The organism is Paenibacillus forsythiae T98, assembly GCF_000520735.1.
Taxonomy (GTDB): Bacteria; Bacillota; Bacilli; order Paenibacillales; family Paenibacillaceae; genus Paenibacillus_AQ; species Paenibacillus_AQ forsythiae.
Window position 1 is genome coordinate 1 of sequence record NZ_ASSC01000570.1, and the last position, 19876, is coordinate 19876.

Sequence of the window (19876 nt, forward strand, 5' to 3'; positions counted from 1 at the left end):
GGCTCCTTCCAGCACGCCTTCGCCAATCATGCCAAGGGCCCCGCCCGGACATACCTCCTCCGCAGGCTGGAACAGGAACCGCACCTCGCCGCGCAGTTCGTCCCTGCGGCTGCTGTAATAGCTTGCTGCCGCCAGCAGGATGGAGGTGTGCCCGTCATGCCCGCAGGCATGCATGACACCGGCTTGTTGCGAGGCATAGTCGCACTCCTTCTCGTCCTGGATCGGCAGGGCGTCCATATCCGCCCGGAGAACTACCGTCTTGCCCGGCCGTCCGCCTTGCAATATGCCGACCACGCCATACCCTGCCCCGCTGCGCCTCACTTCAATCCCGAAGCTCTCCAGCTTCTCAGCCACAAAAGCCGATGTCTCCCGTTCCTGGTACGACAGCTCCGGATGCTGATGCAAATAGCGGCGCCACCCCACCATTTCCGGCTGCAGCATTTCTATCGGTTTTTGCTCCATATTATCCATTCCCTTCGCCTGAGCCGCTCTCGTATGAGAAGAACCGCCTGCAAGGCTAGTCTCCCTATAGCAGCAGTATGCTTTTATTGTATCAGAAATGGCGGAAACGGGGTATTCCATCCGGCTTTCCGCCCTTGCATAGCCCAGTCAAACATAATATCATGAGGTAGAATACGGTACGAAAGCCAGATCGTCGATTGCCTTTTTCAGCTTTACTTCATAAGGGGGTTGGCACGGCAATGATTGTTGAGAATACGGGTCTTGTAGGACTGCGCAGCGAGCTTCAATATCTTGACGAGAGCGCTGAAAAAGCCGGTTTCATCCGCTGGCAGTGGGAATACCACAGGGCTACCTATGACTGCAAAATCGAGGACCATACGGGCGGCGGGGTCTATTTTCTGCGGATTAACACCCGCACGGCCCGGGGCAAGCTGGAGAAGCCGGACGCCGTACTGGCAATTGAAGCCGTTTACCTTGGCAAAGCAACCTTTCCCCACGGTCTGGAATACGAGTCGCCGGTTCCGAAGTCCGTGCTGGATATTGCCGGAGAGCGAATACTTGCATTACGAACACTACTAGAGGCATGAATGGGATGAAGGAATGAAAGAACAAGAGAACCGCCCCAGAAAGGGCACACCCGATTTTCAGCTGTTAATCTTGACGCTGCTGCTGGCCGGCTTTGGTCTCATTATGGTCTTTAGCTCAAGCTCCAGCCTGTTCTTCAAGAATGATCCGCTTTATTTTGTGAAGAGGCAGCTCGTTTGGGTTGTGCTCGGATGCGCCGTTATGTTTACAATCATGAATATTCACTACAGCCGGTTCAAAAAATGGTATGCGCCGCTATTCCTGATCACTCTCGTTCTGCTGCTGCTCGTGGCCTCAACCGAACGGATCAACGGGGCAAGAAGCTGGCTGAGCATTGGCACTCTCGGCATCCAGCCGACGGAGCTTGCCAAATTATCGATTATTCTGTATCTGGCCGCCCTGGTTACCAAAAAAGGCGAACGCCTGCGCGATCTCCGGTCAGGCTATATTCCGGTCATGGTGATCGTGGGCATCGTCGCGGGACTGATTATGCTTCAGCCGGACCTCGGCTCCTGCCTCATTCTCGTCGCGACAAGCGGTCTGGTGATTTTTGCCGGAGGAGCAAGCCTCAAGCATATTCTGGGGTCTATCGTACTGCTCGTACTGGGTGCGGGGCTGGTTCTGGGCGGAAAAATGGTGATTGACTCGCTCTCCCCCCATTCGGAGCAGGCGGCGGCGAATCAGGATTACCGAAAAGGACGGATCGAAGCGTTCATCGACCCGACCAAGGACCCCGAAGGGGCCGGATATAATATTCTCCAATCCCTGACGGCGCTCGGACAGGGCGGCGTTGGCGGCGCGGGCATTGGCAAAGGGGTACAGAAGCTGCACTATCTGCCATACCCCTATTCGGACTTTATTTTCTCCGTCATCGGCGAGGAGCTCGGCTTTACCGGCACGCTTCTGTTTCTGCTCGTTTATCTCTATTTCATCTGGAGAGGCATTCTCGTGGCGCTCAGGTGCAAGGACCCGTTCGGAACCTTGGTCGGCATCGGGGTCATGGGACTCATCGCGATTCAGGCTTTTGTCAATATCGGCGGGGTTACGAAGACCATTCCGCTTACCGGCGTTACGCTGCCATTTATCAGCTACGGCGGCTCTTCGCTTCTGGTCACGATGCTGTCGATGGGCATTATCCTTAACATTTCGCGGGAAAGCGCCCGTCCGATGCGGGAAGAGCGCACGAAATCGGTCCGAACGGTCACCCGCTAGCCAACCTTTGACTGAATTATGCGCACAACAAAAGGGTGCCTCCTTCGTACCAGCCGGTACGAAAAGAGACACCCTTCTTTGATGGCTTGTTCGCGTGAAACGGGCAGCCGCAGTATCCGCTTACGAAATCTCATCGTTCTTGAACGCAACGCCTTCGACCTTGACGTTCACTTCGACAACGCGCAAGCCCGTCATGCTCTCCACCGCTTCGCGAACGTTCTGCTGCAGCATCCGGCATACCTCGTGAATCGGCGTTTCGTACAGCACGATAATCCGCAAATCGACCGCCGCCTCCAGCTGTCCCACCTCAACGGTTACGCCTTTTTGCACGTTTTTACCGCTGAGACGCTTGGCCCATCCTTCCGACAACCCTCCTGACATGGCTGCGATTCCCGGAGTCTCCAAGGCAGCCATACCGGCAATTTTTGAGACTACATCGTTAGAGATTCGTATGTTTCCCATTTCCAGTTGAAGTTGTTCCGCCATGTCATTTCCCCCTTACATTCGTTATCAATTATTGTAATTCCTAAACAGGCCAAAAAGCAAATGGGCTCAGCAGGTTCGTTTACATCCCGGAATAATTTGGGTATATTGAGTTACGTACATAATATCTGGATTGGAGTGTGCTTTACTTGAAAAAATGGATTTCTCCATCGCTGCTAGCCATCACATTTGCGCTTAGCGCCATCGGACATTACGCCAATTGGGACCATACCCTTCAATTCGTGCTGTCCGCCATCGCCGTAGTATTCGTCGCCGGATTTCTCGGCAGAGCAACGGAGAGCGTCGCCCATTACGCCGGCCAACGGCTGGGGGGCTTTCTCAATGCCACCTTCGGCAACGCCGCCGAGCTGATTATCGCTTTTTTCCTTGTCAAAGAGGGGCTGTACGATATGGTTAAGGCGAGTTTGACCGGTTCCATTATCGGCAACCTGCTGCTCGTGCTTGGACTGAGCATTTTCGCGGGCGGCCTGAAGTTCAAGGTGCAGAATTTCAATGTGACGCTCGCCGGGATGAATGGCTCTCTGATGATCGTGGGCGTGATCGCCCTGTTCGTTCCCGCCATGTTCCTGAGCACCCATTCGATTACCGAAGGGGAGACCGATACGCTCAGTCTGGTTGTAGCCGGGGTGCTGATTGTGGCCTATATCGCCTGGTTGATCTTCTCCATGATTACGCATAAAAAATATTTGGACGATGTTACCGAGGACAAGGAGGAAGAACTGCCGAACGAGCACGCGCCTTCATGGTCCAAAGGCAAATCGATCCTGTATCTGATTCTCGCCACCGTAATGGTCGCTTTTGTCAGTGAATGGCTGGTAGGCACGCTTGAGAGCCTGACCGAGCGCTTTGGACTGAGCGAGCTGTTCGTCGGCGCGTTCCTGGTTGCGATTATCGGTAACGCCGCAGAGCACAGCGCCGCCATCCTGCTCGCCATGAAGAACAAAATCGGCGCCGCTGTGGAAATCGCGGTCGGCAGCAGCCTGCAAATCGCTCTGTTCGTCGCGCCTGTACTCATTTTTGCCAGCTACTTTAACGGCGATACCATGGATATTGTCTTTACGACCATTGAGCTGGTAGCGATCGCCGTAGCGGTCTTCATCGCCAGATCGATCACCCAGGACGGGGCGACCAACTGGTATGAGGGACTGCTGCTTCTTGGCGTGTATATCATCCTCGGCGTTTCCTTCTACCTTGTTTAACTCACGGCAACAAAAATCGCGCCTGGAAATCCAGGCGCGATTTGTTATTACAGGTTTGTCCGGTTCTGTGACGAAAAAGATCCGCTCTATTGTTTCGCCTTCTCGTTCAGCGCTTCATACAGTACGGCCAGTTCCCGTTCAAGCTTGCTTACAATCTCCCTGCCCGTAAGCTCCGACAAAAGACCCGCTCTGACCGCAAAGTCGACCTCTCTGGAGAAGCCGTACATTTGGGTATCCAGCACTTCCTCATAGAGAGGGCAGTAGCGAGTTGCCAGATTCTCCATCTGCACTTCGATGAGCTTCTGGATCTTATCGGCATCTTCTTGCAGAAGCGTAACCGCCAAGATATTCAATTGTTCCTGCAATTCCGGCGAAGTCATGCATCTTCCCCCCTCTGTCCAAATTTACAGCTTCATCGCTATTTTATTTAATATTAGTCGAAATCGGTTGCCAATACAAGAATGCAGTTTCCACCGCAGCATAAAAAGCCCTGCCGGAGTGACAGAGCCTTCGGTAACCACCGTATTATTCTTCTACAACTGTAAATTTCAAGCCGTGCTTGGCGAAAACTTCGCTCATCGCCTTTTTAGCCTCCTCGGCATCGCCGCCATGCACATGCAGTTCGTAGTTCTGGCTGGATACCAGAGTTGTGAACAGTCCGAGGATGCTTTTTACGTCAATGTACTTGTTGTCCGCCTGAAGAACGATTGAAGAAGCGAACTTGCTTGCTGTTTGAGCAATTTCCACAATGGCTGCATTGTTACTGTTACTGCTACTGGACATGTGAATCCCTCCGCAACTAAATTTAAGAAATAATATGCCGTATAAACAATTCCATGATACATTGAAGCCGCTTACCGGCGCAAGGATTTATCTAATATTTATCTCGTTACTTCAATCGCTCGGGGTTTAGAGCTTCGAGTTCGGGAATAACGAACAGGCCGTCTTTGCGGATCAATCTGTCGTCGAAATAAATTTCGCCGCCGCCGTATTCCGGACGCTGGATCAGAACAAGGTCCCAGTGAATGAAGGAACGGTTGCCGTTGTCGGTCACCTCGTACGCCTGACCCGGCGTAAAATGAAGGCTGCCCGCAATCTTCTCATCGAACAGAATATCTTTCATCGGGTGCAGAATATAAGGGTTGAAGCCGATGGCAAATTCCCCGATATGGCGCGCGCCCTCGTCCGAATTCAGAATTTCGTTCAGCCGGGCCGTATCGTTGCTGGTCGCTTCGATAATTTTGCCATTTTCAAAAGTCAGCTTGATGTTCTCGAACGTAATGCCGTTATATACAGTCGCCGCGTTATAGCTGATCGTGCCGTTAACCGAATCGCGCACCGGAGCGCTGTACACTTCACCGTCCGGGATGTTTCTGTGGCCCGAGCATTTCGCGGCGCCGATGCCCTTGATGGAGAAGGAAATATCCGTTCCCGGGCCGGTAATCCGCACCTTGTCCGTCTTTCGCATGAGTTCGGCAAGCGGGTCCTGGGCCTTGTCCATTTTGGCATAATCCAGGTTGCAGACCTGGAAATAGAAGTCCTCAAAAGCCTCCGTGCTCGTATCGGCGAGCTGTGCCATGCTGGAGTTCGGGTAGCGCAGGACGACCCATTTGGTATGCTTCACCCGCTGCTCGCTATGTACAGGATGGGAATAGAGCGAATTGTACAGGCGCATTTTCTCTTCCGGCACGTCGGACAAGTCGTTGACATTCTCGCCGGCGCGGATGCCGATATATGCCTGCATTTGCTTCATGCGGTGCAAATCAATCCCGGCCCAGGCGCGCAGGCTTTCTTCAGTCGCTGTCAGAAGCATGCCGCGCAGCACGCTGCGGTCGGTGAGCTGGACAAACGCGCGGCCTCCGGCCTTCCCGATTTCTTCTACAATAGCTTTGACCAGATCGCGTTCGCTGCCGATCATTTCGACGAGCACGTTCTCACCCGGTTGTACGTTTACGGAGTAGCCGACCAGATTTTCGGCCAATTTCTGAATTCGGGGATCTCTCATCTCTTGTTCTTCCTTCCTTTTCAGTCAAAATCAGCATGCTTTCTTATTGTAGCACGACCAGAATGAAGCGCAAGAGGATCATCAATTGTCGTTGTTACCGGTATCCGTAAAAGTCAACCCTCGTAACAAAGGTCTCTCTGCGGGTTCTTCCCCCGGAAGAAGGAAAAGTGATCGTCCGCTGCCGCGACAAGCTCTTGGGGAGATTTCGTCTTGCATCCACCTCCAAATGATATACGGTCGCCACCTCGGCATCCCGAAGCCTGCGATGCAGCTCTCTGTTCTCGCGGTTCCACAGCTTCTCCAGCAGGGAAGCCCTGCCTGCCGTTCCGGCGCTCTTGCCGCCTGTGGAGGCCGTTCGGAGAGCATTCATCTCCGCTTCAAGCTCAGCGGCCAGTTGATCGTGAGCCTGCTGCGGGTCCAGCTCTATTCTCAGGAGCCTCACCCTTCCTCCCGCCCCCGCTTCTTTTGTCACGGTCTTGTTCATGTTGTCCAATTCCTCAAGCTGACGGATGGGGTTGAGTCCGGGGAGCGGGCTGCCGCCCTGATCTCCGCTTGGAGACAGCGCCCTCCACTGCCCCCTGCTCTTCTCCAGTCTGCTGTAGAGATTCGGCCTTGCAGACCGCTGCTGCGCCTGATCGCCTGGGCGTTCCCGGGATTCCGCCGGGCCTTGCAGCAGGTTATAGATAACGAGCGTCTTATGATTAGTCAGCTCCCCTCCATAGTACAGCGCTGTCTCCGGAAGCTGTTTCCCGTCCACCCGCAGCGCCGCCTCCCCTTCAAAGGTTACCCCGTCGGCTCCCGTCATACCGGCCAATGCCAGCTCCAGCAGCTCACCGGGAGGCTTTCCGTCCTCCGGGCCGCAGCCGCCGGCCACACCGCAGGAGAGAGCCAGCAGCAGCGTGATTGTCTTCTTCGCAAGCAGTCTCTTCATAGAAGCCCAGACCCTTCTGTTCACAGTTGTAGCTATATCGTCTCCATGTTCAGAGAGCTTATGCAAAAAAAGGCTCCCCGGCCGGGAATATCCGTCAAAGGAGCCTTCTTGTCCATTCTGGCAGGTTGCTATGTTTTGAGATCAACCACCACTTTGTTCCTGCCGTTGTTCTTCGCCTCGTAGAGCGCCATGTCCGCCCGGTAAAACAAGGAGTCCGCGCTCGCCGGGTCGTTATCCGTCCAGTCCCACTCGGCAATACCGCAGGAGACGGTAACGGAAGGGTTCGTCTCTTCCTGAACCCGTTTCCGGATGCGCTCGGCCACAACATAAGCCTGCTGGGCATTAAGCTGGGGCAGGTACAGCGCCAGCTCTTCGCCCCCCCATCTTGCGGCCAGATCTCCCTGACGGATCGACGCACGCAAAATATCGCTCACCTGCCGCAGAATATAGTCGCCTTTTTGATGTCCGTATGTATCGTTCACGGATTTGAAATTGTCGATATCGACGACAACGAGAGTGCCGCAGATATCGCCGCTTTGCTTCTCCTTGATGGATTGGTCCAGATAATGTCTTGCATGCAGCCCGGTCAGAGAGTCCCTGTTCGCGAGACGGTGCACCTCGGCATGCAGAAGCGCGTTGCCAACGGCAAGGCCGACTTGTCCCGCCAGCGCTTGAAGCAGCCTGAAACTGTCATAGGAGAAAAAATACGGACGCCGGTGGGCCAGCATAATCGCTCCGCGGACTTCCCCGCCCACACTGAGCGGAGTAGCGATAAGCGACTGCGACTCCGTCAAGTCCATCAGTCTCGAACTTGTGCCGGATTGACTGTAGTCTGTTAAAATAACGGGTTCGCCCAGGGCATATACTTGTCCCCCGATTCCCCGGCCCACCTCGATGATTTCATTGCTCAGGCCGGGATGGTTGCACATCACCACCTCAAGTCCGCCCTTCTCCTCGCAGTAATGGAGGATACAGCAGTAGTCGGCCTCGAACATTTCCAGCAGCTCCTCATAAGCCGCTTCAAATGTTTCGCCAAGCTGAAGGCTCTGGTTGAGGCGCTCGGTCAACCCGTTGCTCATCCGCAATTCACGGATAAGCTGGTTGGAACGCTCATACAGCTTGGCGTTCTCAAAGGCGATTCCAGCGTTGTTCGCCACCATGGACAGGTAAGACATATCCATATCCTGATGGGCCGGACCCCGCATCACCAGATGGAACACACCGTATACGCCCTGCTTGCCGCCAAGAGGCAGCCCTATCTCAACAAGCTTGTTATCCTCGCCAGTGGTCTTCCTGGCCACTCGTCCGCTCTTGAACGCCTTTCCGCTGACGTCCTCCTGATCCCAGCGAAGCGGCAGCGGCTTCACCCGGGGATGCGCGCTGCGGTGATCCTGTGACATGTAGAGCGTAAGCTCGGCGCCCGGGTACATGGCGGAGATGCTGGCGATTACCTCGGTGAGCACAGCATCGACATCGATGCTGTCATACATCCGCTGGACAATCTGAAACAGTCGCGACCGGCGGCTGCTCTCGTGTTCCTCCTGAATATGTACGCTCGCCAGATCCGTTACGAAGATATGCTCGAATCTTCTGTAGAAGCATGTAGAGAAATGACTGGCCATAGCCTCGGCAGCGTTGCGTCCGCCGTCTGCGAAATCCTCGGCGGGCATTGCGCAGCCGACCAGGGCAAAGATTTCTCCCCCGAATCGCGTACTCACCGGTATGATGAAAAAAGCCGTTTCCACTCCGTTCTCTTCGATTTGAAGCGTGCACTCCCTGGCCGATTTCAAACTGGCTGCCGCAGCCTGTTCCCATAAAGGGTTATCCGGCTCGCTCGCTCCGCCGCTGCCGGCCAGCCACGCGCCCGTATAATCAAAGACGCACCATCTCCAGGATTGTGCAAAAGGCAGCTCGGCGTCCTTGTTGCACCATTCATAAAAGCTGTCCGCAATCAAGCCGGAAGCGTAAGGGAAATCATGCCGATTTATTTCCAATTTCCCCAGCCACTCGGCGGGATCCTTGGAGCCGCATTTCGGCATCTGGGCGTTTCGCAACCGTATTTGGTTATCCGTGCAACCGTTAGCTTCCTGCTCTGACATAAAGAAGGACCCCCTTTTGCATCCCGAATAATAACCCGTAAATGTTGCAATAAGACTATTTTACTCTTTTTCAGGCAATTCCGCATTAGTTTTTCAGATAAAACGCGACTTTTTTAGGCATAAAGAACTAACAGTTAAAAATATTCTAAACTTCAGCCAGCACGCTTGACTTTGAATGACATTTTCATATAATATATATTGTTGAACAAGACTGTAATGAGTCTTTAATTGGGCGTAACGTTGTGTCACCCTCACGCTTTTCGTCTGCAAGGGGCAGCGGCTGAACTTTCCCTGCAGCGCGGCGCCAACTTGGTCTGCCGCATTTCGAAACGCGGCGCAAATAGAGCCCTGATGAAATTACAATTAAAAAGGAGTCTACTATAACATGGCACGTTACACCGGACCTAAATTCAAACTCAGCCGCCGTCTGGGCATCTCCCTGAGCGGCACTGGCAAAGACCTGAAACGCCCTTTCCCTCCGGGACAGCATGGCGCTAACCAACGCAGAAAAATCAGCAACTACGGTCAACAGCTTCTGGAGAAGCAAAAGCTGCGCCACATGTACGGCTTGGGCGAGAAGCAATTCCGCACTTTGTTCCACAAAGCGCACAGCATGCAAGGGATCGCGGGCGAGAACTTCATGTTCCTGCTTGAGAGCCGTCTGGACAACCTCGTTTACCGTCTTGGCTTCGCCAACTCCCGCGCAGGAGCGCGTCAATTGGTATCCCATGGCCACGTAACGGTCAACGGCAAGAAGGTCGACATCGCTTCTTACCTCGTGAGCACTGGCGACGTGATCGGCCTTCGCGAAAGAAGCCGTGCTTTGACCTCCGTCAAGGAAGCTCTGACTAACCGCACTCATCTGCCGGCTTACCTGGAATTCTCCGACGCCGCTGTTGAAGGCAAGTTCATCCGTCTGCCCGAGCGCGCTGAGCTCTCCCAAGACATCGACGAGAAGCAAATCGTCGAATTCTACAACCGTTAATCGTTGCCGGATCAAGCATCTGGCAGAAGCCTCCGGAATCTCCGGAGGCTTCTTTATGCTCTTTATATTTAACCTGACTAATCCGGCTTCCCGCAGGCATGCCAAGGAGGGTGCACCGGATTTACTCCCGGCCACCCTCCTTCCGCATGTGTCCGCCTGCGCCAATCAAGCCCCCGCCGGGCCTATTCCAGCGTCAGCTTGGCGAACTTGCGTTTGCCGACCTGAATGATATCTCCATCCTGGGGAACGATGTCGGCATTTGGGTCGGTCAGCTTCTGCTCGTTCAGCTTGACGGCCCCCTGCTGGACGCTTCGCTTCGCCTCTCCGCCCGAAGCGGCAAAGCCGATCAGCAGCAGCAGCTTGGTCAGGCGAATCGCGCCGTCCGTCAGCTCCGCTGTGGGCAGGACCGCCGTCTCGATATCGTCCGGCAGCGCCCGCTGCTGGAATACGGTCACAAAATGCTGCTGCGCGGCATCCGCCGCTTCGATCCCGTGATACATTCGGACGAACGTATGCGCCAGCTTCATTTTGGCATCCCTTGGATGAACCGCTCCGGACTCCAGCCCTTTCTCCAGCTCTTTCAGCTGATCGTTTCCGATGTCGGTCGCCAGCGAATAGTATTTCAGCATCAGCTCATCCGGTACGGACATGGCTTTGCCGTAGATTTCATTCGGCTCCTCGTCGATGCCGATGTAGTTGCCAAGGCTTTTGCTCATCTTCTGTACGCCGTCCAGCCCTTCAAGCAGCGGGGTCATAATCGCGGCCTGGGTATCGACGCCGTATTCTTTTTGCAGCGTCCGCCCCATCAGCAGGTTGAATTTCTGGTCCGTTCCTCCCAGCTCCACATCGCTCTTCAGCGCCACGGAATCCATGCCCTGCATCAGCGGGTAGAAGAACTCGTGAATACTGATCGGCTGTCCGCTCTGGTAACGCTTGGTGAAATCGTCACGCTCCAGCATGCGGGCCACAGTCACCTTGGCCGACAAGCCCACGACATCCGCAAAGGTCATCGGTCCGAGCCACTCCGAGTTATAGAATACTTTGGTCTTCTCCGGATCGAGGATTTTATGAAGCTGCTTCTTGTACGTTTCCGCGTTCCGCTTCACGTCCTCCTCGGTCAACTGTTTGCGCGTTTCCGATTTGCCCGTCGGATCGCCGATCCGTCCCGTGAAATCCCCGATAATCAGCTGCACCTGATGGCCCAGCTCCTGAAATTGGCGCAGCTTGTGCATAACCACAGTGTGCCCGACATGAATATCCGGCGCGGACGGGTCCAGCCCCAGCTTGACATTAAGCGGCACGCCCGTGACGACCGATTTAATAATCTTCCGCTTCAGCTCCTCCTCCGGCACAATCTCCACGACGCCCCGCGAGATGATCTCCAGCTGGCGCTCGACCTCACGCTGCTGCTCCGGCGTTAATTCTTCCCATTTCATAATAGCAACCCCTTTTGATGTTGATACTTCCTGATTTACGCACGCAAAAAAGCCTCCTCCTCATCCCAAGGGACGAGAAAGAGACTCGCGGTACCACCCTAGTTAAAGCTCTTGGACGTTATGCCGCAGCACAACGGTTTCAAGCTTTCGCTTCATTTAAATAACGGGCGCATATCGTACCCGGCGCCGGACTACTGGGACGATAGCCTGACGCTTCATCCGTTCCCCCGGACGGCTCCGGACCGTAATTCAAAAGGACCCGCCATCGGTTCGCACCACCCACCGACTCTCTGAAAACCAGGAGTTCCCTTCTACTGATGTCCTTCTCCGCCTTTAGAAATATCCAATTAAATTTATTTATATCACATGAGCTTTTAAAAAGTCAAATTTCTGTAAAAACCGCGGTATCCCTACAAGCGCATTCAAAATCGCCAAATTGTGCTATAATAATTCCGTTAAAAGGAGGATGTCGATGGCTCAGGAAAATGTGAAAAAAACAGCGACGGACATTCGCCAGCGAAGATCCTGGCTGCGCAGGGTAGGTTCCGTCGTGAAATGGATGTTCATTCTGGGCGTAATGGGCGTCCTGTTCGCCGGCGGCGCCGTGGGGGGCCTTGTCGCTTCCATAGTAAAAGATGATCCGGTCCGCTCCGAGCAGACCATTCAGGAAAAGATCGGCGAGAACGTGGTGACAGGATTCGCCTATTTCCGCGACGGCACCCCGATCGGCCAACTGAGGACTGAGGAAGACCGCAGGCTGGTTGCCTTTAAGGATATTCCCCAAGTGATCATTGACGCCGTCCTCGCCATTGAGGACAACCGGTTTTACGAGCATCATGGCGTGGATGTCAACGGAACCTTGCGCGCCGTCAAGCAGAAATTGCTGAATGAATCCATACAGACCGGCGGCAGCACCCTTACCCAGCAGCTTGCCAGACGGGTATTTCTGAATCTGGACAAAACGGAAGACCGCAAGGTGAAGGAAATACTGCTGTCGCTGCGGCTGGAGCGCTTTTTAAGCAAGGACGAAATATTAACGGCTTACCTGAACAAGGTTCCCTTCGGCAACGGAGCGAACGGCTATAACGTCTACGGCATCAAAGCGGCGTCAAAAGGCATATTCGGCATCGATAATCTGAACAAGCTGAATATCGCCCAGGCGGCTTACCTTGCCGGCCTTCCCCAGCTTCCTTCCTCCTATTCGGCATTCAACGGATACGGGGAGTTCAACGAGGCTGCGTTTAACCGTGCGCTCGACCGTCAGCGCCTTGTTCTGCGCCGCATGCTGGAGGAGAACAAAATCTCGTCCTCCCAGTACCAGGAGGCTCTGGCCTTTGATATCAAGAAAGCATTGGCTCCGCATTCCAAGAAGGCTTACGTGACTTTTCCTTATCTCATGATGGAAACGGAGCGTCAGGCGGCGTCCATCCTGCTTTCGCTGGAGAGCAATGACCAGGACGGAACCAAGGGCGCTTCACAGCTTGAAGAGGCTCGCCAGCAGTTGCTGACAGGCGGATACAGGGTGTATACGACAATCGACAAAAAAGTATACAGCGCCATGCACAGCATCTCCGAAGACAAAGACAATTTTACCAAAGAAAGCAAGAGCAAAGGTCTTGAACAGACGGCCGGCATGATGATTGACAACAAGACCGGCGCGATTCTGGGAATGATCGAAGGACGGGATTTCAAGGTCGAAAGCATGAACTACGCCACCCAGATGGTCCGCCAGCCGGGCTCGACCATGAAGCCGATCGCGGCCTATCTGCCCGCTTTGGAGACCGGGCTGATCCAGCCGGCAAGCATTCTGGATGATGCGCCGATTATTCTGAAAGACGGAAGTAAAGGCTACCATATCCCCAAGAACGCCAACAATCGTTATCAGGGGCTCGTTACGGCAAGGCATGCGCTGAACAACTCCCTGAACCTGCCTGCGTTGAAGCTGTTCGACGAAAAGGTAGGCATTAAGAACTCCTGGGCTTTTGCCAAGAAATTAGGAATTACTACCATTCAGGACGAAGATTACAGCGCGCAGACCGGAGTTCTCGGCGGGTTGAAATACGGCGTGTCCGTAGAGGAATTGACCAACGCATACTCCGCGATAGGCAATAAGGGCGAATTTAACGACGCGTACATGATTGAGAAGATCATCGATTCGAAGGGAAAAATGATCTACCAGCACAAGGTCAGCCCGGAGCGTGTATTCTCCGAACAGACCGCTTATTTAATGACGGACATGTTGCGCACCGTCATAACAGACGGCACAGGGAGCACGGTCAAGAGCAATTACAAGCATTTCAAAGATATTCCGGCCGTCGGCAAGACGGGGTCCACCCAGAATTACGCGGACGTATGGTTCATGGGCTACACTCCCGACATTACGCTCGGCATGTGGGTCGGTTACAAGGAACAGATCAATACGCTGGAGACCAAAACGCAGCGGAAGCAGGCGCAAGCGCTGTGGGCCAAGGTAATGAATGCGGTCATTGAGAGAAAGCCGGAGCTGTTCCCCACGAAGAAATTTGACAAGCCGGACGGCATCGTCAAAGAGACCGTATCGGCATACAGCGGCAAGCTGCCAACCTCGCTCACCGATAAGTTCACGACCGATATTTTCAATGCAAAATTTGTGCCAAAGGACAGCGACGATGGCATTTCGCATGCGAAATACATTACATACGGCGGAGTGAACTATATCCCGAGGGACGGAACGCCGGATGACTTCCTGAAGGAGCGGATCGTCGTTTCCAGAGAGAAGCCGATCGAGGAGCTGATCAAGGAGCTTCAGGCCGCTTTCAAGTCCATGAGAGAGCATGAACCATTAAGCTACTATCTGCCGTCGGACGCGAAGACGGAGGTTCCGACCGAGCTTGATCCCCGAGTGGACGACGGCAGCGCTCCGGCGGCGCCGGGGAATGCGGAAGTCTCTTACGACAGCGGCAAGGCCGTCATCCGCTTTACCCCGAGCGGCTCGCCCGATGTCGTCGGTTACCGGTTATACCGTTCCGTGAACGGCGGAACCTTCCAGAAAGTGGATGTATTGCTCGCCGGGGACGGCACTTCGTTCTCTACGGATACGCCGACAAGTGATTACGCTGTGTTTTATGTCACAGCGGTTGATGTGGCCGGAAATGAAACCTCTTCGGGCAACGTCGGCGGAGGCGCTCCGACGCCGGAACCGTCGCCGGAGCCGATAGATGGCCTATTCCCGGGCGTTGAGGCGACGCCTGGAGAGGAGCTTGTGCCGGGTCCGGGCGAGTCGCCTGCCCCGTCCGGCAATCCCGGCACAACGGTCGATCCCGGAACGGCCATTGATCCCGGGGCCGCCCTGATTCAGCCCGGCGAGAACAGCGGCCAGGGCAAGACGCAAGGCGGAGGCAATACCAAGGTCAATGCCAAAGGGAAACGCAACGTCCACTGAATTAAGGCAAGTCAATAAGGCATTTCATGCTCCGCAGAATCCACAGAACGAATAAGACGGTTGACCGCCGCCCGGAAATGGGCAAGGCGGCCAACCGTCTTTTTATTGACTAATCTTCAATGGTTGACAGATCTCCGGCGGGTTGATGAAGCTCCCGGGCTTTGAGCACGCGGCGCATGATTTTGCCCGACCGGGTCTTCGGGAGCTTATCCTTGAATTCGATTTCCCTTGGCGCGGCATGGGCGGACAGCCCTGCTCTGACAAACGCCGCAATTTCGGCCTTCAGCGTCTCCGAAGGCGAATAGCCCTCGCGCAGCGATATGAAGGCCTTGACAATCTCTCCGCGCAGGGCGTCAGGTATGCCGATAACCCCGGCCTCCGCAACCGCAGGGTGTTCGACCAGCTTGCTCTCAACCTCGAATGGCCCGATCAGTTCCCCCGAGGAATTGATACAATCGTCAACCCGTCCCTGAAACCAGAAATAGCCTTCATCATCCATATAGGCCGAATCTCCGGAGATATACCAGCCTGGAATGCGTAAATACTCCTCGTACCTGGCCGGATTGTTCCAGATCCGCTCCATCATGGACGGCCATGGGGTCCTGATCGCCAGATTACCCATGGAATAAGGCGGAAGCTCCTTCCCCTGATCGTCCAGAATCGCGGCGGTAATGCCGGGCAGCGGCCGTCCCATAGACCCCGGCTTGATGTCCATCCCGGGATAGTTGCAGATAAGCATCCCGCCGGTCTCCGTCATCCACCAGGTATCGTGGATGCGCTGGCCGTATACCTTATCTCCCCAGCGGATGACCTCCGGGTTCAGCGGCTCCCCGACCGAGAGGACATGGCGCAGACTGCTTAAATCCACGCCCCGCAGACTCTCGCTCCCCGCTCCCATCAGCATGCGGAACGCCGTCGGAGCACTGTACCATACCGTAACTCCGCAGCGCTCAATCGTGTCGTACCAGTCCCGGGGGTTGAATCGTCCGCCGCGGACGACACTCGTAACGCCGTTGAGCCAAGGGGCAAAGATGCCATACGAGGTGCCCGTAACCCATCCCGGGTCGGCTGTGCACCAGTATATATCATCCTTCTGCAGATCAAGCACAACTTTTCCGGTGTAATAATGCTGAATCATTGCACGCTGCACATGATATACGCCTTTGGGCTTTCCGGTCGAACCGGAGGTATAATGCATAATCAGCCCATCCTCCAGACCCAGCCATTCCGGTTCAAGCTCCGCCGATACGGAAGCGCTTTCCAAGTCGTAGGCATGCAGGCCGCTTTCCTCGTCCGCATCCCCGCCCACCAGAAAAATATGGCGAAGCTCCGGAAGCTCCTCCCGCTTCACCCGGGGCAGCAGCTCCGGCGTGGTGACCAACGCGACAGCCCCGCTGTCTTCAAGCCGGTCCTTGACGGCCGTCTCCATAAACGCCTCAAACAGCGGACCCGCAACCGCGCCTATCTTCAGAATGCCCAGCAGGCAGAAATACAGCTCAGGCTGTCTCGGCATGAATAGAAATACCCTGTCTCCTTTGCCAATCCCGTACTTGCGCAGCACATTCCCAAAGCGGTTCGACTGTTCTTTCAGATCGGCAAAGGAATAGGCTTCTTCACGCACCGGATCACTGTACAGCAGCGCTGTCTTATCGCCCCGCCCTTCCTCCACGTGGCGGTCGACCGCCTCATAGGCCATATTGACCTTGCCCGTTTCGTACCAGGTGAACTGCCTTTCCACATCCCCCCATTTGAAATGGCTGACAGCCTGCCCGTAATCGCCCAAGTTGGAATGGTGCGCCCGACGCGGCAGCCTTTCACCGTGAACCTTTCCCATTATCCTTGCCTCCCCTCGCTTGGTCGTATTCCTCTGGACTTCTCAGCTTCAAACAGTCGGAGTCAAGCTACGAATTGTGAACTTTTTATGGCAGTATAAAGTATATCACAGCAAACGCTTACATTCCATTCTAAATTAGCGCTCAGGACTAAGGAATAACCCGGCGTACCGACTCTATGATAACCGCGCTTAATGATGAGGGCAGAAATAGTCAGGTACGCCGCAGATCATCCGAAGATCTTGTATTAAACCGATTTGTTCAAAATAACGCTCAGTATTTGATGGGACTGCCGCGATGCGGTCTCCGTAAATTCTGCATAGCTGACATCCGCCGAGCCGTCGGCTTTATCGGACATGGAGCGGATGACAACGAACGGGATACCGTTCATATGACATACCTGCGCCAGCGCCGCGCCTTCCATTTCCGCACAGGCTCCATCCAGTTGCTCACGCAGCACAGCGACGGATTCCTGGCTGGCAATGAACTGGTCCCCCGACAGAACTCTCCCGGTCACATAGCGGACCCCCAGATTCCGGCATGCCTGCTCGGCAAACTGCACAAGCTCCGGATCAGCCGGGAATACCGACGTGTCCTGATACGGAATAACCCCTCGCGCATAGCCGAGCGGCGTAACATCCACGTCATGCTGCATGCATTCCGAGGAGATAACGATGTCCCCAACTTCAAGCTCCGGGTGGAGCGCACCGGCCACTCCCGTGAACAGTATTTTGTGCGCACCGAACGAATCGATCATAATTTGCGTAGTTACGGCAGCGTTCACCTTTCCCACTCCCGATTTGCTCACAACGATGGAATTCCCGCCGATAGAACCTTTATAATATGTAATTCCCGCCCTGACAACAGCCTCGCTGTGCTCCATCTGCTCCAACAGCAGCTTGATCTCCTCATCCATTGCCCCAATGATGCCATATACCGCTCCCATGAACTGACCTCCTGTTAATAATCATAATAAAAGCATAAAAAGCCCCATGACGGAGCTTTCTACGCCGATTCGTATTCTGCTTCTAAACCGTGCGATGAAGCTGGTCTGGCAGCCCTTGACGGGGTGTCAGATCTATTCGTTCAAATGGTTGACGGACAGACGCAGAATCGTCTCATGCGGCAAAATGACGCGCGGATTCTCTACGGTCTCTTTCTTCATCAGCTTGGTCAGAAGTCTCATGGCCACAGCGCCAAGGTCATACATAGGCTGCGCAACCGTCGTAAGCAGCGGACGGACCATGGATGCCATGCGGATGTTGTCCACACTGATAACCGAGAAATCATCAGGCACCTTCAGCCCTTCGTCCTGAATGCTGTGGATGGCGCCAATTGCCATTTCATCCGTCGCGGCAAAGACTGCCGTAGGCTTCTTCTTAAGGCCCAGAAAATATTTCATAGCCTCGACACCGGATTCATAGCGGTAATTCCCGATGCGCACCAGATCCTCCTGGTACTCGATTCCAGCCGCTTCGAGCGCTTTCTTGTATCCGTGGAATCGCGCATAGCCGTTGGCCGGGTCCTGAAGCGTGCCGCTGATCATCGCAATTTCGCGGTGGCCATGGCGGATCAGCGTATTGACTGCGTCGAATGCGGCAGCCTCATGATCAATGTCAACGGAAGGATACGCCCCCTTCTCATCGCTCGTTGCGCACAGCACAATCGGTACGGAGGACGTCTGGAAGGCCAGAATGTGCTCGTCCGTCACCGTGCCGCCCATGAAGAGGAGCCCGTCCACCTGCTTCTCCAGCAGAGTGTTGATGACGCGGATTTCCTTCTCCTTGCGTTTGTCGGCGTTGCACAAAATAATGTTATAGTGATACATATTGGCAATATCTTCAATTCCGCGGGCGATTTCCGCAAATATGGAATTGGAAATATCGGGAATGACAACACCGACGGTCGTCGTCTTCTTGCTGGCAAGACCTCTGGCCACGGCGTTGGGGCGATACCCTAAACGCTCGATAGCCTCATAAACCTTCTTGCGGGTTTGCGGTTTCACATTTGGATTATTATTCACAACCCGTGATACCGTTGCCATGGATACGCCTGCTTCTCGCGCTACATCGTAAATGGTTACCGTCAAATTACTCTCTCCATTGCGATAAATTTTATCGTTCGACTCTAATTAAAATCATGATACGATAATTTGTACTTTTGTCCAATGATAACGCTTCAATTTCCTTTCAAAAGTCGCCTTAATATCGACACTGTGCTGCGGGACAAACAGCCAACTAACCAAGACAAAAGGAGGCGAAGCCGCCTGGACTATTCCGCATATCAGGACGAACCTGTCCGTGAGTTACAGCCCGACAGAACAGGAATGTAACCTCTTTCTTATGGTAACAAATATCGACGAAAAAATCCAATGTTTCTGAAATATTTTCATTATTTTTGCAGAAAAAGATCAAGACACTTTGGAGGCCGTATGCGAAATGAGCTTAAGAAGTCGGCTCTCGATCTCCCCCATCCACACCGGATCGGCGGCTTCCGACGCGATTCGGAACAGATCGAGCAGCAGATCAATCCGGGCGCTCATCGCCTGCTGGACAGCCTGCTCCAGATCATGATCCTCGCCTTGAAACCCGTTAAACGTATCATTCAGGACCGAAGCCCACTCGTTGCGCTCGATAAAGGATAAGCTGGTTATTTCAGGATTGCTGCCAAGGTTCTGGATCATGAGGCTCAAATCCCGCTTCACCGCCGGATGCGGCTCGTACTGGAAGCAGGTGCGGCACATAAACACGGGGACACGGGAGATTTTCACTTTGGCTTTATAAATCAGCGTATGCATATGTATAGTCATCACGCCGCCGCAGCGGCAGGTCCGGTAAAGCTTGCTTTCATTGCACATAGTTACACCTCAAACAAAGATTTGATATCCTATTTTGAAAAAGATACATTAGATTTATATTCGCTTCTCCGTGCAAAAAACCTTCCCGTTTGCATAAAATGATGAATTTACCATATATGATAATTTATTCATGACTACAGATGACTTCAAATTTGATATTTGCTAAAATAAACGGGACTACGTTCTTCGAAGGGAGCTGCAGCCAATTGAGACTGGCCGAAAAAAAAGTTATCGCGCTCGTAGACGACGAATTTGAAGATTTGGAGCTCTGGTATCCGGTCTACCGGGTCAGGGAGGAAGGCGCCGAGGTGCCATGATCGCCTCGCTGGAGCATGCCAATTATTTGGT

General features: G+C 54.0%; 17 protein-coding genes, 1 pseudogene and 1 other annotated feature. Of the genes and pseudogenes, 6 read left to right on the plus strand and 12 right to left on the minus strand.

What is annotated here, in order from left to right; translation table 11 throughout:
* A partial coding sequence (locus L692_RS0117770; protein ID WP_415752771.1) for an amidohydrolase occupies nucleotides 1-462 on the minus strand: 462 nt, incomplete at its 3' end.
* 239 nt (nucleotides 463-701) lie between these two features.
* Between L692_RS0117770 and L692_RS0117775 the strand changes: the two genes are divergently transcribed.
* Both L692_RS0117775 and ftsW read left to right on the plus strand, forming a co-directional pair.
* On the plus strand, nucleotides 702-1049 hold the full coding sequence (locus tag L692_RS0117775) for a YugN family protein (protein WP_025701446.1): 348 nt from the start codon (nucleotides 702-704) through the stop codon (nucleotides 1047-1049).
* Nucleotides 1050-1062: 13 nt separating this feature from the next.
* Nucleotides 1063-2259, plus strand: coding sequence for a putative lipid II flippase FtsW (gene ftsW / locus L692_RS29270; protein WP_036724317.1), 1197 nt, complete (start codon nucleotides 1063-1065; stop codon nucleotides 2257-2259).
* Between the two features lie 120 nt (nucleotides 2260-2379).
* On the opposite strand, the gene L692_RS0117785 is transcribed toward ftsW, so the two are convergent.
* Complete coding sequence (locus L692_RS0117785) at nucleotides 2380-2745, minus strand: Asp23/Gls24 family envelope stress response protein (protein ID WP_025701447.1); 366 nt, start codon at nucleotides 2743-2745, stop codon at nucleotides 2380-2382.
* Nucleotides 2746-2891: 146 nt separating this feature from the next.
* Between L692_RS0117785 and cax the strand changes: the two genes are divergently transcribed.
* Nucleotides 2892-3962 (plus strand): calcium/proton exchanger, encoded by a 1071-nt coding sequence (cax, locus tag L692_RS0117790; RefSeq protein ID WP_025701448.1) that lies wholly within the window; start codon nucleotides 2892-2894, stop codon nucleotides 3960-3962.
* A gap of 86 nt (nucleotides 3963-4048) precedes the next feature.
* Here cax and L692_RS0117795 read toward each other — a convergent pair whose 3' ends face one another.
* From L692_RS0117795 to L692_RS0117815, 5 genes are all read right to left on the minus strand, one after another.
* Nucleotides 4049-4342: an Fpa/YlaN family protein gene (locus tag L692_RS0117795; RefSeq protein ID WP_025701449.1), complete on the minus strand. Its 294-nt coding sequence runs from the start codon at nucleotides 4340-4342 to the stop codon at nucleotides 4049-4051.
* 145 nt (nucleotides 4343-4487) lie between these two features.
* On the minus strand, nucleotides 4488-4745 hold the full coding sequence (locus L692_RS0117800) for an HPr family phosphocarrier protein (protein WP_025701450.1): 258 nt from the start codon (nucleotides 4743-4745) through the stop codon (nucleotides 4488-4490).
* A gap of 106 nt (nucleotides 4746-4851) precedes the next feature.
* Nucleotides 4852-5967 (minus strand): aminopeptidase, encoded by a 1116-nt coding sequence (locus L692_RS0117805; protein ID WP_025701451.1) that lies wholly within the window; start codon nucleotides 5965-5967, stop codon nucleotides 4852-4854.
* 94 nt (nucleotides 5968-6061) lie between these two features.
* Nucleotides 6062-6898 carry a hypothetical protein gene (locus L692_RS0117810; protein WP_025701452.1) on the minus strand — a complete coding sequence of 279 codons (837 nt, stop codon included), beginning with the start codon at nucleotides 6896-6898 and terminating at the stop codon, nucleotides 6062-6064.
* A 128-nt stretch (nucleotides 6899-7026) separates the two neighbouring features.
* A complete protein-coding gene (locus L692_RS0117815; protein WP_025701453.1) occupies nucleotides 7027-8997 on the minus strand; it encodes a GGDEF domain-containing protein in 1971 nt (656 codons plus the stop codon).
* Nucleotides 8998-9382: 385 nt separating this feature from the next.
* On the opposite strand from L692_RS0117815, the gene rpsD reads away from it, so the two are divergent.
* Nucleotides 9383-9982, plus strand: a complete 600-nt coding sequence (rpsD, locus tag L692_RS0117820; protein WP_025701454.1) for a 30S ribosomal protein S4 — start codon at nucleotides 9383-9385, stop codon at nucleotides 9980-9982.
* Nucleotides 9983-10164: 182 nt separating this feature from the next.
* Here the strand turns inward: rpsD and tyrS are convergent, their stop codons facing one another.
* Nucleotides 10165-11418, minus strand: a complete 1254-nt coding sequence (gene tyrS / locus L692_RS0117825; RefSeq protein WP_025701455.1) for a tyrosine--tRNA ligase — start codon at nucleotides 11416-11418, stop codon at nucleotides 10165-10167.
* A gap of 65 nt (nucleotides 11419-11483) precedes the next feature.
* Nucleotides 11484-11755, minus strand: a binding site (T-box leader).
* 135 nt (nucleotides 11756-11890) lie between these two features.
* Here tyrS and L692_RS29275 point away from each other — a divergent pair.
* Complete coding sequence (locus L692_RS29275; protein ID WP_084463245.1) at nucleotides 11891-14839, plus strand: transglycosylase domain-containing protein; 2949 nt, start codon at nucleotides 11891-11893, stop codon at nucleotides 14837-14839.
* A gap of 109 nt (nucleotides 14840-14948) precedes the next feature.
* On the opposite strand, the gene acsA is transcribed toward L692_RS29275, so the two are convergent.
* From acsA to L692_RS0117850, 4 genes are all read right to left on the minus strand, one after another.
* Nucleotides 14949-16673: an acetate--CoA ligase gene (gene acsA / locus L692_RS0117835; protein WP_025701456.1), complete on the minus strand. Its 1725-nt coding sequence runs from the start codon at nucleotides 16671-16673 to the stop codon at nucleotides 14949-14951.
* A gap of 245 nt (nucleotides 16674-16918) precedes the next feature.
* Complete coding sequence (locus L692_RS0117840; RefSeq protein ID WP_025701457.1) at nucleotides 16919-17617, minus strand: 5'-methylthioadenosine/adenosylhomocysteine nucleosidase; 699 nt, start codon at nucleotides 17615-17617, stop codon at nucleotides 16919-16921.
* A gap of 132 nt (nucleotides 17618-17749) precedes the next feature.
* Nucleotides 17750-18760: a catabolite control protein A gene (gene ccpA, locus L692_RS0117845; protein ID WP_025701458.1), complete on the minus strand. Its 1011-nt coding sequence runs from the start codon at nucleotides 18758-18760 to the stop codon at nucleotides 17750-17752.
* Nucleotides 18761-19081: 321 nt separating this feature from the next.
* Complete coding sequence (locus L692_RS0117850) at nucleotides 19082-19528, minus strand: hypothetical protein (RefSeq protein WP_025701459.1); 447 nt, start codon at nucleotides 19526-19528, stop codon at nucleotides 19082-19084.
* A 206-nt stretch (nucleotides 19529-19734) separates the two neighbouring features.
* Between L692_RS0117850 and L692_RS31285 the strand changes: the two are divergent.
* Nucleotides 19735-19839 (plus strand): annotated as a pseudogene (locus L692_RS31285) (protease); the annotation flags it as partial.
* Nucleotides 19840-19876 lie beyond the last annotated feature (37 nt).